Origin of the sequence: Bradyrhizobium sp. LB14.3 (assembly GCF_040547985.1) — a bacterium.
GTDB lineage: Bacteria > Pseudomonadota > Alphaproteobacteria > Rhizobiales > Xanthobacteraceae > Bradyrhizobium.
Window position 1 is genome coordinate 1 of sequence record NZ_JBEPQT010000059.1, and the last position, 13,817, is coordinate 13,817.

A 13,817-nucleotide genomic window follows, 5' to 3' on the forward strand; every position below is an offset into this window, starting at 1 on the left:
AGCGGGTCCTTGATCAGGTCGAGCACCTGGCGGTCGAGCTCGGTGTCGGCACCGTGCATCTCCAGCTCGATCTGCTTGCCGAGTTCGCCCGAGAGGTCGCGGACGATGCGGGGCAGCTTCTGCCAGGCATTGCCGATCGGCTGCATGCGCGTCTTCATGACGCCTTCCTGCAGTTCGGCGGTGACGTTGGACAGCCGCTGCAACGGCACCTTGAACTCGGTGTCCTCGTTGCGGCGGGAGATCTCCAGCAGCTGGTTGCGGGTCAGCACCAGCTCGGAGACCATGGTCATCAGATGCTCCAGCGTATCCACGTTGACGCGGATCGACTGGTTGGCGATGCGGTCGCCCTCGGAGGCCGTCTCGTCGGCCCCCGACTTCTTCGGGGCGGGCTTTGCCTTGGCGTCCTTGGCGTCCTTCGCAGTTTCCTTGGCAGTTTCCTTGGCCACAGGCGCCGGCGCCTCAGCGGCCGGCGCGGGCGCGGCCTTTACTTCAGCTTTGGCAACGGGCGCGGGGGCCGGGGCTTCGATCGCGGTCTCGCGGAAGGCGCGCTCGAGCTCGTCGAGCGACACTTCGCCCAGACGCAGCGGCCGCTCCAGGGTCTGGTCGGCCAGCACGCCGGAGGTCGGCGCGGCTTCAACGGCGACAGGTGCTTCCGGCACCAGCGGCGGCGCTTCGGCCACGGGAGCAGCAGCGACACCTGCTGACATCGCCGCCATGCCATGCTCGACCATCGCTTCCAGCTTGTCGATCAGGTCGCGGTCGGTGCCTTCGGGCTCGGCTTCGGTCGCCTCGAGGCCCGCGAGGATTTCCTTGATGCGGTCGATCGAGGACAGGATCACCGTCACCGCCTGCCCGGTCACCGGCATGCCGTCACGGAATTTGCCCATCAGCGTCTCGCCGGCATGCGCCAGCGCTTCCAGGCGCGGCAATCCGAGGAAGCCGCAGGTGCCCTTGATGGTGTGGACCAGGCGGAAGATGTTATCCAGGATCTTGGCGTTGTTCGGCTCCTGCTCGAACTTCACCAGCTGATTGTCCACCGTGTCCAGGCTCTCGCCGGTTTCCGTCAAAAACTCCCGCAACAGATCATCCATGAGCTACGCCTTACTGACCTGGATCTCGACGCCCGAGCCGCGCTTGGCATGGACGGAAGCCCTACCTTGGATCGTTAGACATCCCCTTTCACGTTCCCGTTAATTTCATCCTCCGTGCTAATACGGATATTGAAGAGAAGTGTGTCGTTCGACCGCATGCGACAGCGTTTTTCGGCCAGACCGGCACCACGCCGCGACGGCCGGACGCATTGGGTAAACGTGCCGATAACAGCAAGGCCGGGCGCGCAGGAAAGCCCGTGAAGCACGATATGCACGGCCTTCGCGGAATTGCACCGAGTCGCCTGCAATCCGGCGCGCTCTCGCCGCTGTCGCTTGGTGCTTTGCCGGGATTCGCCAGATCCGCGTTTGCGGTAAACGAACGGTTACCGCGTCCGCTGCGGCCGGTGCCGCGCTAACCGAGGCACCCCGCCGAGGCAAGATCGCCGTCGGGACGGTGCTCCGCAGACAATCGTTGATGGCGGCGAGCAGCGCGATCATCCTCTGGACGCGGATGTGCACGCGGTCGCAGCCGCGGACGGACATCTTGTCCCAATTGCCAATATATCCCGACGGGAACATGATGAAACTTACCCGGACAGCAAGCGGTTTCGCGTGCTGCGACACGCTGATCCAGGAGACGGGAGGCAGCTTTGGAAACGATGGTGCGTTCATCCAACGGTTTCCTGTCCGCGCTGTCGGCAGACGATTATGAATTGATCCGCCCGCATTTGCGTATGGTCGATCTGCCGCATGACGCGGTGCTGGTCGAAACCGGCGAGACGCTCAAGCGCGCCTACTTTCCCCACCGCGGCGTCATCTCGCTGGTGGTGGAACTCGCCAGGGGCGAGCATGTGCAGGTCGCCATGATCGGCCGCGACAGCCTGCTCGGAACGCTCTCGACCATGGGCGATGCCTGCGCGCTGAACACGGCGATCGTGCTGGTTCCCGGTTCCGCCTCCGTGATGGACCTCGACGTGCTGCGCGTCGCGGCCGACCAGAGCGGCACCCTGCGGACGCTACTCACGCGTCACGGGTTGGCGGTCTACGCGCAGGTCCAGCAGACCGCGGGCTGCAACGCCGCCCATCCGGTGGAATCGCGGCTGTCGCGCTGCCTGTTGCACACCCATGACCTCTCCGGCGACTTTCGGCTGCTGCTGACCCAGGAGGCCATGGCGCAGATGATCGGAGCGCGGCGCAACAGCGTGTCGCTGGTCGCCAATACCTTGCAGCAGGCCAATTTCATCCACTACACCCGCGGGCACATCCAGATCCTCAACCTGGACGGCCTGCGCCAGACGGCGTGCGAATGCTACGCCACCGTGAAGGCGCAGTACGACCGGTTGCTCGGCCCGCGCTAACCGGCGCCGCCGCGTGGTGAACCGGCGGCTAATTTCGGCCTGCAAACACCGATCATCCTGCTACCGGAACTGAAATCGGGATGCCGTAGACACGGGCCTGACGCGCAGCCGTTACGGGCCGGGCGGCAACCGAACCGTGATCGAGGCAGGCAAAACCATGTTCGAAGTCACCGTCGCGGCGGCACAGACAGGGCTCGATGCCGAGCCCGCGCGCGAGCCGGGCGCGTACCAGGCGCTGGTGCGCGAGATCGGCGAGGACGGTGCCGGTGAAGTGCGCGACGTGTTCTGGCGCGAGACCTGCGCGCGCCTGCAACAGTTCCGCACGCTCTCGCCCGCGCAGCACCACGGCAGGATCGCGCGCGAAGCGCATTCGCTGAAGAGCGCGGCCGCAACGTTCGGCTATGTCAGGCTCGCGGCGCTGGCGCTGCGGCTGGAGATGACCGCGGTGACGCTTGGTGGCCCCGAATTCCGCGATCTCCTGGACCTGATGGACGCCGCCTACGCCGCCGCGCGCGCGCAGGAGCCCGGGGCCTAGATTCTTGAAGGCCTAGATTCTTGGAGGCCTAGATTCTTATTGGCGCGTTTTCTTCACGCGAACCGGTATCCACGTCGCTCGAAAACGCTCTAACCAACTCACGCGTGCATCCCCGCCGTACTTCTACGGTTTGGGATTTTCACAGAAGGCTAATCATAAGTGGCGATAGTCACCGGAAACCAGGAGGGTTTCCATGTTCACCTACGAGACTGCGGACCAGAAAGAGGTCCGTCGCTTCCGCATCGCACAGTTCAACGGCCGGATGGCGACGGTGACCGCTGGCGAGGCGACGGTGACTGGCTTCGTGCGTTCGGTGCTGGTGCAGGAATCGAGCACACCGCCCCGCTGGACCATCACCATCATTCCCAACGGGCCGAAGGAAGAGCTCAAGCCGCTGCGGCCCTCATCGCGCGCACGTCCGTTCGCTGAAGATTATTTCTGAGCGCGATCGGGGCCCCGGGCTTTATCCCGAGACTGCTCGGGCCCGGCGCTCGCCGCCGACGGGCGGCACGGCACAAGAGCCTTCAGTCGATCGAATGCAGCAGCGCCGCACGGACGAGATCCGCGGTGTTGCGCGCACCGAGCTTGCGCATCGCCTCGGCGCGATGGCTCTCGAAGGTGCGCGGACTGATCTGCATCCGAAGCGCCCCCTGCTTGTTCGAATAGCCCTCGCTGATCAGCCTCAGCACCTCGCGCTCGCGCTTGGTCAGCCGCTTCTGGCCTGACAGACCGAGGATTTCGGCGCTCGGCACCCGCTGCGGCGCGCGCGCGGCGGCCTTCGATTCGGCGTCCTCGGCCCTGGACGCGGTCGGCAGGCCACCCTTGTGAGAACCGGCAAGCTGCTTGACCAGGCCACAAACCCGCTCGGTCTGCGCCAGCGCATTCTCCACCACCCGCTGCAAATAGGCACGGTCGCCCGTCACAGGCGCGAGCTGATCGCTGTGGTGCTTGATTTCGCCCATGTAGAGCAGCAGCGCAGTGAGGGGGCCGTTGAGCTCGCGGGCGATGGCGGCGGCCATTTCGTCGGCCGCCTTGGCACGGGCGGCGTTCAGGCGGACGACATCGAGCTCTTCAGTTGGAGCAGTTTTGCTTTCGTACCATTCCGACGGCCGCGAATCAGTGGCCGTATCATTCTGTGACCCCATGTCACTCTTTAGCGGAACCCAGGCCGATCTGTGGTTAACTTTTTTCTCCGTAAGACTACGGCTATTTTGGCCGTTTTGTGCTGAAACACCGGCATAGGCACACTTTATGCTTGAGTGGTTCCCTGTCCGAACATTCCTAGGTTGATAAATCTGCCCAGATGTTAGGCAGGTGCGCCGGAGCTTTGTTAACGATCACATCCCCGCCGGATACCGCTGCTCCCGGACTTTACGGATAAATTAACGGCGACTTGCTTCTCTATGTCGCACTTGAGAGCGCGCAAATGCCTCCATGCATTGGGCCGGTAGGCCTGCTGGAATCGTTGCGGAAGATTGCGTGCCATGAACGAGATCGACCAGCTATCGGACTTTCTGCAGAAGCTGACGCCGCTGTCGCGCAGCTGCCTGCTCAGTGAGATCGAGCGGCTTGAGCTGTGCGGCATCGACATGCCCGGCGCGGCCGATATCCACTCCAAGCTGCGGGCCGAATTTCGCAAGGACGGATCGAGCCAGGCGCGCGCCACCAGCCCCTCGCGTTATTTCTTCGCGCCGCTCGAGCTGCTCCTGATCGACGGCGCGCCCGAGCACGCCAATCTGGGGCGGATCTCGCGCAACACCCTGACCCCGATCTGGGAGTGGATCTGCCGCGACCTGCTGCCGACCATGGCGCGCGACTACATCAAGGCGATCAACGACCAGGTCGCCGCCAACAACCCGAAGGAGGTGCTGAAGATCGCATCGACCTTCCAGACCAAGGTCGTCAAGGTTCTCGAGAGCACGCTCGCATCGGTGGAGAGCACCGAGTTCGCGCGCGGCAAGCTCGCGCAATACACGGCGTCGCGCACCGCCTTCGACGACGTGAAGAAGATGCAGCATGTGCTGCGCGCCGGCGCCGCGCTGCCGAAGTTCAACGAAAAGCTGCCCGAGAAAATCGCGAAATTCGACGACGGCCTGGTTGATCAGATCACCGCACGATTAGACGCCTTCAAGAAGGCCCATCCCGAGGCGCTGCCGTTCGCGCTGACGCTGGTAGCGAGGCGACTGAAGACGTTCTGGCAATTGGTGCGCCTTGCCACCAAGCCAGCCGCGAGCAAGAGCGCCGCCGATGTCGCCGCCACGCCCTATGCCTGCGTCGTTCACATGGTGCTCGACCGGCTCGACGACAAACGCCTCGCTTTGCGTATCGCGCTTCGTCACAACCGGGTGCTGGTCGCGCGCGACCTGCTCACCGAGATCTACGACACCGAATATGCGCTCAAGGTGCGCATCGACGGCATCGAGAATTGCGAATGGGGCATTCGCCTCCAGCAATTGATGGACGCGATCGCGGCGCTGGTGTCCGCCGAGGTAAGCCGCTTCCCTTCCAATGTCGGCCACATTCTCGGCTCGCGCCGGCTGCGCAGCCACGACACGCTCAGCGGAAAGCTGAGCTATCTGGCCTGGAAGGGACGCGATGCGATCGAAGACGGTGCGGCCGCGCTCCGCAAACTGATCGGCCAAACCTGATCCCGCGCTACTGCGCGCGCGGCAGGCACAGGAAGCGATCGAGAAATCGTCCTGACAGCACGAATCTGAACCACCAATACATTATTCGCCGCGTCGTCATTGCTGCGATCCCTGACAGCCCACCACCGGCTGCCCAGAGCAATAGCGCAGCTGCAGCAATACGCATGTGATGTGCTTCACAATGGCGCCGGCGCAACCGGACGCATCGTCGCAGAACCGTCACGAGCGAAGCGGGAACATACGCGCATCGCGCGAAGCCCACGAGCAATTGAGGCGGCCATTATTCAATTGGGCGAAGGCGCGCGCGGCTTCGTCCAATTGCAGGACAGTGCGCGTGCATACCGCCACACCGCACGTCGCGAAAATCTCCGTTGATTGCCGCACACCTGCGCGCGCCGCGCGGGCAGACGTAAAAACTTCTCCAACGATATCCAGACAATTTTAGACATGATGGGGGCTTTAACGTTACCCAGATAATTCAACGATCGACTGAAGCCTTCCATATTTGAAACTGCTCACGTCGCTAACACACCGGTCGCGGAACGGGAGTGTTTGCGATGAAAGATGAAACTGTTGAACTCGCTGGACGAAGGCCGAAAACCTTCGGACGACGAAAGGTGACGCCGCGCGCATGCGTGGCCGACGGCAAGCGCCATCTGCGCGCTTTTCTCTCCGAAGTGCTGGAGGATCTCGGCTTCGTCACCACCGAATGCGCCAGCGCCGACGAGCTGCGAACTGTACTGGCGAGCGAATTGCCCGACCTGATCCTGCTCGGCATCGCTGCCGACGGCATCGAGCCCGGCATGTTTCTGGAGACGCTGGTGCGCGAGGCATTCGACGGCAAGGTTCTGGCCGTCGGCGCCCGCGAGTCGATCATCGTCAGGGCCGTGCAGCAGGTCGGCGAGGAATACGGCCTTGCGATGCTGCCGCCGCTGACGACGCCCTTTGCCGCGGAGACGTTGCGCGAGCGCGTCGCGATGCTGCTGCCGAACGAGCCGGCGCCGAGCCCGGCCGTGCATGTCGGCGAGGCCCTGCATGCCGGCTGGCTCGAGCTTTGGTACCAGCCCAGGATCGACGCGCGCACGCTGATCCGCAGCGGCGCCGAGGCGCTGGTGCGGATGCGGCATCCGACCTGGGGCGTGGTGCCGCCGGCCTATTTCATCCCCGAAGAGCACGACCCGCATCTGCGCGACCTGTCCGAATTCGTGATCGAGCGCGCCATGCAGGACTGGCACTATCTGCTGGAGCAGCAGAGCCCGGTCGATCTCTCGATCAATTTGCCCGCGTCGTATCTGACGGAGCCGCAGGCCGTGCGCGATCTCTGCCGCCGCATGCCGACGCATCCGGCGTTCGGCGGGCTGACGATCGAGATCGACAGCGACGAGGCGATCCGCGACCTCGATCACCTCGCCGAGGTCGCCCGCGAAGTGCGCCTGCACAATATCGGCCTGTCGATCGACAATCTCGGCGCCAACTGGCCGTCGCTGATGGATATGGACAAGATTCCCTTCATCAAGCTGAAGGCCGACCGGCACTTCGTCACCGGCAGCGGCACTGACCGCCTCAAGCGCACGGTGTGCCGCCACATCGTCGAGCTCGCGCAGGGCTACGGCGCCGGCACCGTGGCCGAAGGCGTCGAGAGCCGCGCCGATCTCGTCGCCGCGAACGAGCTCGGCTTCGACTGCGTGCAGGGCTTTCTGTTCGGCAAGCCGATGCCGCTGAAGAAGTTCGCAAGGAGCACGCTGACGCGGACGGTGATGGGAGGCGCGTGAGGCGGCCTCAGGCAAACCGCCGCGCGAAGAACACACAGGCGACCACCAGCGCGGTCGCGGCGATCATGCTCCAGGCGACCGGCTCGTGCAGAAGCCAGCCTGCGAGCGCGAGGCCGAAGAACGGCTGGAGCTGCTGCAACTGGCCGACGCGGGCGATGCCGCCGATCGCAAGCCCGCGATACCAGAAGATGAAGCCGACGAACATGCTGAACACCGAGACGTAGGCGAGCCCGATCCAGGCGGGCGCGCCGACGCCGCTCCAGGTCGACGGCCAGGTCCAGATCACGATCGGCACCATCAGCGGCAGCGCCAGCAGCAGCGCCCAGGAGATCACCTGCCAGCCGCCGAGGCGACGCGACAGCGCGCCGCCCTCGGCGTAGCCGAGCCCGCACAGCACGATCGCCGCGACCATCAGGAGATCGCCGGTCAGCGATGCGGAGCCGTCGTTGGAGAAGGCAAAGCCCGCCACCGTGGCGCTGCCCAGAATCGCGAACAGCCAGAACATCGGCTGCGGCCGTTCGCCGCCGCGCAACACGCCGAAGATCGCGGTCGACAGCGGCAGCAAGCCGATGAAGACGATCGAATGCGCAGACGTGATGTGCTGGAGCGCGAGCGCCGTCAGCAGGGGGAAGCCGACCACGACCCCGATGGAGACGATGGCGAGCGAGACGAGATCCTTCCGCTGCGGCCGCGCCTGACGAAGCAGGCCGAGCACGACCACACCGATCAGTGCCGCGATGACCGCGCGCGCGGACGTCAGGAACAGCGCGGAAAAATCGCCGACCGCCACGCGCGTCGCCGGCAGCGAGCCGCTGAAGATGATGACGCCGAGCAGCCCGTTGCCCCAGCCGCTCCCGGAAGATTGCATGTTTGTCTCTTTTTTTGGGTGGCGATGATCGGCCTTCGCGGATGGAGCCGTCCAGCGTGCGCGACGATCAAATCCCACGTCTTCCGCGACCGGACAACAAAAAACGCGAAAACAACCCCATGCACAGTAGCCGGCGGCTGCAAGATCAATGAGTTACGTGAGGGCCGGAATCGCCTGACTAGGCGGCGATCGTCGCGTCCGTGGACGTCTGGTGACGTCGCGCGTGGTTTGACTCGTCGGGCAAAACAGGAGCACGATGTCATCATTGCAAGGTGTGAACCCTCGTCGTCGATATCGTGATCGCCACTCTGGCCGGTAACCTTCAGGTTCTCGAAGCCGATGTGCCGCACTAGCGGCGCGCACAACTCGCTTCGAGCTGGCCGTTTGACTAGGCTACGTGATCGCAGCGCAGGGCGGCGACGTCCAAGAGGACTTAGCCGACGCGCGTCAATGCGAGCTCCGAAAATTGATTGACGAGCGGACGCAGAAATTGAAGTTCGAGGTCAACGATATCCGCGAGCCGAATGGAGATGAAGCGCGGAAGGTCACCTTCAAGAAGCGCCTCAAACGAGGCGTCAGAGATAACGTGCTTTTCACGCATGTGATCTGTTAGAGTTTTTGAAAGGATTGCATCACGTAAAAAACCGGCTTCGGCAGGCAAAACCAGAAAACGATTTCCGGCACTAGAGTAAGCGCTTCGGGCACCCTTCAGCCTTGAGTATGGAATGATTTGAGCGACGCTTCTCCGCCCGGCAGAGGCTAAGGTTTCGCTGCCCATGCGAGGGGCGATTTGATCCTGAAATGCAGCCAAGCGAAAAGTAAAGGCCTTTGCCCTTGCGGCCCTAAAGTCAAACGTTTTGCTAATTGGACGTTCTTCAAATGGTCGCCTCCACGTCCAGACAGCTCGTTTGGTGTCGATCATCTCGTGCATATCGGCGATCGCAATTTGCACTCGATCGCCGCTCATTCCGGCAAAGAGCTCACCATAAGTCGTCATCCAGAGCCAAGCATAAAGAAGCTGCTCCAGCTCTTTATCTGGATTTGGCTGACGTCGAAACGCTTCGGCGAGAACCACCGTCTGTAGCGCATACGGCATCAACTCCGGAGAAGGAACTCCACAAACCTCCCAAAGGAAGTCGGCAGCCTTGCCAAGCGCTTCGCCCACGTCCCGCAATATTTCCGGCTCGGACTTCAGTCTTAGACTGAGTTCTTGGGCATTCGTCTTGTATACGTCTAGACCGAAGGCCGCTTTACACGCCTTCAATATCGGATCGTCGTTCAACTCTGCCCAACGCCTTCCCGACAAAATTTCTCGTTTCATGTCGGCAATCTGATCTTGAAGATCGAAATCTGAAGACCACGTGAGAGCGTGAACCATGTGGGTCTCGCTCATCCGCTCACCTTGGCTATTGATGCTTTGGAACGTTCGAGTCGCCATATCAAGGTCATCAGTCGTAATCGGTATGATTGGAATCTTATAGTCACGGAACGATCGAGCAATTTCGTCAGATGCTTCGATCGCTTGCTCAGCAAATTCCCCCCCCAGTTGCCGCTGAAATCTCAACAGAGCGACGCTATCTAGGACGAGATGCAAGGGCAGCATATCGGGTAAAATCTCGTCTTCGAACGGCGCATAGAAATCTTTTGTTTTGAGGTCGAAGAACACATCGAAGTTCTTCACTACAACGGATTCTTCACCGTCGGGCGTTTCCAAGAGCCCCTCGTCAGCCTGACTTTCGGAGATCGGCGGCGCCGCGTGAAGCGCGCCATAAAGCGTAGACAACCGCTGAACGCCGTCCAGAAGATATTGTCTAGCCGCCCCGTCCGGGGGAGGAGCCATACGGTGCGGACCAAGATGTTCGTAGCATTTGACCGCATTGCGCGTGGTCCGCCACACCATCACTGCCCCGATGGGGATACCATCGCGGATACTTCGCAGCAGCTCGCGCCGCGTTTCCCAATTCCAAACCATCGGCCTTTGAAACCGTGGAATTTGGAGGTGCCCCGCGCCGATCTCTTCCAATAATTGTGAAAGAAACTGCACATGCGGGTCGCTATAAAAGCTTGGTGCTGGCATTTGGCTACTATCTCAGTATGGCGATGAGCTCGGTGACGACGGTGTTCATTTCATCCCAGCTGCCTTCCCTACGCAGATGCTCCTCTTTGACTGACTCACTTGAAAAGAGTTCACCTATCGCTCGCCCGAAGCCATTGGCTAAGGCGACTTTGTCGGCAGCTGAAACTCCATCGAACAGATCACCAGCAGTTTTACCCTTCTTAGCGGCATCGCCGCTTAGACCTTCTTTCATGTTGTAATGCGCTCGCTGCGCATCAGACATAGAATTGAAGGCCTGAAAAACCCTTCGACGCGCACGATCACGGCTGTTAAACGCCCATCCGTTCAGCGCAAAACGCGGGATATAGTTTTCGATGTTGCGTCGCTTAAGTTGATGATACGGCACCCCTGCCGCAATACAACTCTGTCGTAGAGTTTCCGATTGATCGCTTGGCTCTGAAGGTCGTAGCGCGTCGCTATCAAAAAGCGCCCATCTACGTAAATGGCCGTGGGCACCTTCACCTGTCCACGCTTCAATGGCTCTCGGCATACTCGATATCCCGCCACCATGCGCGAAAGTTAGACCGCCCGTCACCTCGTGTCCCAAAATGGCTTCCCTCTGCTCAATCGTGGCCATTTTTAAGAGAAAATTTCGGTCCGAAATAGCATCTTCCAGCAATAAGCAAAATGGACGACGGAGAAACCTTGCCGCGTCATTAGGCGTGGCTTCCGGAGGATCTTTTGCCCATCGCGTGGCTTCCCTGATCACACGAAGCTCGAACCGAGCAGGCTCGCGAGACTCTAAAAAGTACCCCTCACGAATTATCTCCATCCATTCCTCTTGATGACCTCTTTCTAGGCCCTCAAGCCAATTTTGAACTGGAGTCGCGCTTTCATCTTCAAAGATGATCCTATGCCAGCCGTTCAGCGCCAAATGAGCGATGACGTCCAACGTAATGGTGTCAACCGGATTGGTGAACACACTTGTCGTCAGCACAACTCTCATTTTCTTTCGAGGGCCTGCCTGGTCCGAACCAATTCGCGTGACTGGTCCATCGTCTCCGCGAAGACTCCAGGGGGCCACCGATCGCCCAAGGGTCGACCAAGCTTGTCGAACTCAATCTTATCAACCAAGGAAGGCCCGTCCTCAGACGACCTCACCCAATAAACAATCACCTTGGAAGGATCCAACTCTCCTTTGACGATAGCAAGTTGAACCCTGAGTAGGAAATTCTCCGAGTGCGTCTCAACAAGCAGCTTTGTTCTTGGTTTGGATTGAGCCACCTCGCAGAATAAAGCCGCTAGCGCCGGGTGCGCTGAAGTATGGAGGTGAAGCTCTGGATGCTCGATCGATAGTATGGGGGTTGAACCTAACTTTCCATGCTTTGCGAAAGCGAGCAATCCAATCACGGGCAATACTTGCCCCATGCCTTCTCCAGTATCAACGATATCAATCCCGCGCATTTGCTTGCCAATGGGCACAAGGGCCAGCGAGAACAGTTCTTTCCCAGCGAAGGTCCCTTTTCGAAGTTCTAGGCGATGCGCTGTCGCTGCCGCGTACCAATTCGAAATTTCATCCAGAACTTGAGAACCGTGAGTCTCGTCTTCCAAAAGCATTTGAACGATATCAGAGCCATCAGGCGCGAACGTAGAGGAGGGACCGGTGAAATCTTCCAAGCGGTTGGGCAGCCCCCTCAACGCTTGTAGCCAGAAGACGTCTTTTGCGACCCCCCGCAACGTATCTGCGAGAACATTGAGAACATTTTTCAGCTCTGGGCTCTGTTCCTGATCCGAAGAAACGCGAGGAATTAGTCCTTCGAATTCAACTGCAATTTCCCAAGGCTCATTTCCTGGCGTGGTAGCAACATAACGCGTCGAGAGATTACCCTCTTCAGAGGACGGCACCCATTGAAGGCCGTACTCGCTTCCATCTGACATCCGCAGTTTTAGCTCTTCCACAACTTGAGTTCGCAAGTCTGGAAGGTGCCGGACAGAGAATTCGACCGATTTAAGGAACGGCTTTCTAGGATACCGAAACATACCGCGCAGCTGCCACCTCAACCCCAGAGTTATCACGGGGCTACTGGAAAGTTGGGACTTCAGGTCATCAAAGCTGGCGCCGCGCGCGGCCTTGGACGTCAACGCAAGCGGGCGTTTTCCATCCGACAACACAGAGTCTCGAATGAGCGGCAGAAGCCGCAGTAACGCACTCTTGCCCGAACTATTGAACCCGAAAAGCAGCGTAAGCGGACGGATTTCGAGGCTCGCCGCTTCCGCGAAAGCCTTGTAGTTCTCGGCTGAGTACCCAGACAGAGTTGGCGACATCATTTCATCCGTTCGCGTCCTGCGATGCATGCGCGACTATGAGATTTCGTTCCTCAGAGAGACCGTAGCTTAAAGGCGGACGGCTTAGCATGCCCTGAAGATTTGATCCGGCGTCCGATAGCGCGGGAACGGATTCACCGCACTACAGCCTTGCGTAAATTCAATACCGAACCCTGTTTCAGCCTTGAGAGACCGCTATTTGCCGGCATGGCGCTCGCGGGAGCCGACGTCGGCGGCCCCATATTTTGCAAGGCAAAGACCGATTAATTCTCGTGGCTGCGGCGGCACGGGTTCGCTCCTCCGGGCTGGGCAATCGGGCCGTTTCGACCAGCTACTCTGCCTCCAAAGGCGCGCTTTCGCTTGGGGATCAATCTGGGGCCGGAATCGCTCGATTGAGGTTTATGCCCCAAATTCAAGATGATACCTGAATGAGCTGGCGGAGAGGGAGGGATTCGAACCCCCGATAGGCTTGCACCTATGCCGCATTTCGAGTGCGGTGCATTCGACCACTCTGCCACCTCTCCTGAAGGCGCCAAGTAAGGAGCAGGGCCCCTGTGGTTGGGGGCGTTAATAGGCGAGGATGGCGGGCCAGACAAGGCGCGCGAGCGGAAAATCAGACCGGTTTTCCGGCCGGACCCCACGATGTCGCGGTGACGATGGGGACGACCCTCGGATTTCGGCGGCAGTTTGAGCGAATTGGGCGTGAACCGTTGGCCGATGACCCGGCGCGAGCCCAGAGGCAGCGCCATCGCCGCCCGAATCACCGGTCTCCCGGAAAGCTCTAGATGCCCCCAAAGGGAGGTGGGACCGCCAGACGCGGTAAACACTGGCGGTCCCGTGCCGCTCATTAAAATACTGGCTGGGAAGGGCGGCTTCGCCGGCCAGGTGAGGCGACGGTTCGACCCTAGCGCGCGGCCGGTGCGCCGCAACGCAAACCGGCCCTTAACCTAACCAGTCAAGGTTACTCTGGAGCCGTTTCCGTTCCGATGAAATCGGAACGGGTCTCCAGATTGTTGTTTTGGCGCGTTTTCTTGGCGCGAACCGGCATCCACTTCGCTCGAAAACGCTGGCTAGGGTCTGTTGGGATTCATCTGGAGTTTATCGCGGCCGCGGCCAGATAGATCATTGAAGTGAAGCTCTGGTCGGTCTTGTCGGCGCGCATTG

Annotated in this window: 11 protein-coding genes and 1 tRNA gene; 5 read left to right on the forward strand and 7 right to left on the reverse strand. The window is 60.6% G+C overall.

The window, feature by feature from the left end; genetic code table 11:
• Positions 1 to 1,091: Hpt domain-containing protein (locus tag ABIB00_RS37970; protein ID WP_354107885.1), on the reverse strand; the 1,091-nt coding region annotated here is incomplete at its 3' end.
• A gap of 659 nt (positions 1,092 to 1,750) precedes the next feature.
• Between ABIB00_RS37970 and ABIB00_RS37975 the strand changes: the two genes are divergently transcribed.
• The 3 genes from ABIB00_RS37975 (at position 1,751) to ABIB00_RS37985 (ending at position 3,426) form a co-directional block, all read left to right on the forward strand.
• Entirely contained in the window at positions 1,751 to 2,449 is a 699-nt protein-coding gene (locus ABIB00_RS37975) for a Crp/Fnr family transcriptional regulator (protein ID WP_354107886.1), read from the forward strand.
• A gap of 157 nt (positions 2,450 to 2,606) precedes the next feature.
• On the forward strand, positions 2,607 to 2,984 hold the full coding sequence (locus ABIB00_RS37980; RefSeq protein WP_354107887.1) for an Hpt domain-containing protein: 378 nt from the start codon (positions 2,607 to 2,609) through the stop codon (positions 2,982 to 2,984).
• A gap of 193 nt (positions 2,985 to 3,177) precedes the next feature.
• Entirely contained in the window at positions 3,178 to 3,426 is a 249-nt protein-coding gene (locus tag ABIB00_RS37985) for a hypothetical protein (protein ID WP_247339500.1), read from the forward strand.
• Positions 3,427 to 3,508: 82 nt separating this feature from the next.
• Here ABIB00_RS37985 and ABIB00_RS37990 read toward each other — a convergent pair whose 3' ends face one another.
• Complete coding sequence (locus ABIB00_RS37990; protein WP_354107888.1) at positions 3,509 to 4,129, reverse strand: LuxR C-terminal-related transcriptional regulator; 621 nt, start codon at positions 4,127 to 4,129, stop codon at positions 3,509 to 3,511.
• Between the two features lie 339 nt (positions 4,130 to 4,468).
• Between ABIB00_RS37990 and ABIB00_RS37995 the strand changes: the two genes are divergently transcribed.
• Together ABIB00_RS37995 and ABIB00_RS38000 are read left to right on the forward strand one after the other, a co-directional pair.
• On the forward strand, positions 4,469 to 5,632 hold the full coding sequence (locus tag ABIB00_RS37995; RefSeq protein WP_354107889.1) for a hypothetical protein: 1,164 nt from the start codon (positions 4,469 to 4,471) through the stop codon (positions 5,630 to 5,632).
• Between the two features lie 557 nt (positions 5,633 to 6,189).
• On the forward strand, positions 6,190 to 7,404 hold the full coding sequence (locus ABIB00_RS38000; RefSeq protein ID WP_354107890.1) for an EAL domain-containing response regulator: 1,215 nt from the start codon (positions 6,190 to 6,192) through the stop codon (positions 7,402 to 7,404).
• Positions 7,405 to 7,411: 7 nt separating this feature from the next.
• Here ABIB00_RS38000 and ABIB00_RS38005 read toward each other — a convergent pair whose 3' ends face one another.
• The 5 genes from ABIB00_RS38005 to ABIB00_RS38025 all read right to left on the reverse strand — a co-directional run bounded on the left by ABIB00_RS38005 (position 7,412) and on the right by ABIB00_RS38025 (position 13,177).
• The gene (locus ABIB00_RS38005) at positions 7,412 to 8,272 is read right to left on the reverse strand and encodes a DMT family transporter (protein WP_354107891.1); all 861 of its coding nucleotides are present in this window, start codon (positions 8,270 to 8,272) and stop codon (positions 7,412 to 7,414) included.
• A gap of 433 nt (positions 8,273 to 8,705) precedes the next feature.
• Entirely contained in the window at positions 8,706 to 10,349 is a 1,644-nt protein-coding gene (locus ABIB00_RS38010) for a DUF262 domain-containing protein (protein WP_354107892.1), read from the reverse strand.
• A 7-nt stretch (positions 10,350 to 10,356) separates the two neighbouring features.
• Positions 10,357 to 11,334 (reverse strand): hypothetical protein, encoded by a 978-nt coding sequence (locus tag ABIB00_RS38015; RefSeq protein WP_354107893.1) that lies wholly within the window; start codon positions 11,332 to 11,334, stop codon positions 10,357 to 10,359.
• A complete protein-coding gene (locus tag ABIB00_RS38020; protein WP_354107894.1) occupies positions 11,331 to 12,653 on the reverse strand; it encodes an AAA family ATPase in 1,323 nt (440 codons plus the stop codon). The genes ABIB00_RS38015 and ABIB00_RS38020 overlap by 4 nt, the downstream gene beginning before the upstream one ends.
• Before the next feature lie 434 nt (positions 12,654 to 13,087).
• Positions 13,088 to 13,177: transfer RNA gene (locus ABIB00_RS38025), tRNA-Ser, on the reverse strand.
• Between the last annotated feature and the right edge of the window lie 640 nt (positions 13,178 to 13,817).

Coding starts and splice junctions, on each gene's coding strand:
- ABIB00_RS37975 (WP_354107886.1), top strand. CDS start 1,751: ATGGTGCGTTCATCCAACGGTTTCCTGTCCGCGCTGTCGGCAGACGAT.
- ABIB00_RS37980 (WP_354107887.1), top strand. CDS start 2,607: ATGTTCGAAGTCACCGTCGCGGCGGCACAGACAGGGCTCGATGCCGAG.
- ABIB00_RS37985 (WP_247339500.1), top strand. CDS start 3,178: ATGTTCACCTACGAGACTGCGGACCAGAAAGAGGTCCGTCGCTTCCGC.
- ABIB00_RS37990 (WP_354107888.1), bottom strand. CDS start 4,129: ATGGGGTCACAGAATGATACGGCCACTGATTCGCGGCCGTCGGAATGG.
- ABIB00_RS37995 (WP_354107889.1), top strand. CDS start 4,469: ATGAACGAGATCGACCAGCTATCGGACTTTCTGCAGAAGCTGACGCCG.
- ABIB00_RS38000 (WP_354107890.1), top strand. CDS start 6,190: ATGAAAGATGAAACTGTTGAACTCGCTGGACGAAGGCCGAAAACCTTC.
- ABIB00_RS38005 (WP_354107891.1), bottom strand. CDS start 8,272: ATGCAATCTTCCGGGAGCGGCTGGGGCAACGGGCTGCTCGGCGTCATC.
- ABIB00_RS38010 (WP_354107892.1), bottom strand. CDS start 10,349: ATGCCAGCACCAAGCTTTTATAGCGACCCGCATGTGCAGTTTCTTTCA.
- ABIB00_RS38015 (WP_354107893.1), bottom strand. CDS start 11,334: ATGAGAGTTGTGCTGACGACAAGTGTGTTCACCAATCCGGTTGACACC.
- ABIB00_RS38020 (WP_354107894.1), bottom strand. CDS start 12,653: ATGTCGCCAACTCTGTCTGGGTACTCAGCCGAGAACTACAAGGCTTTC.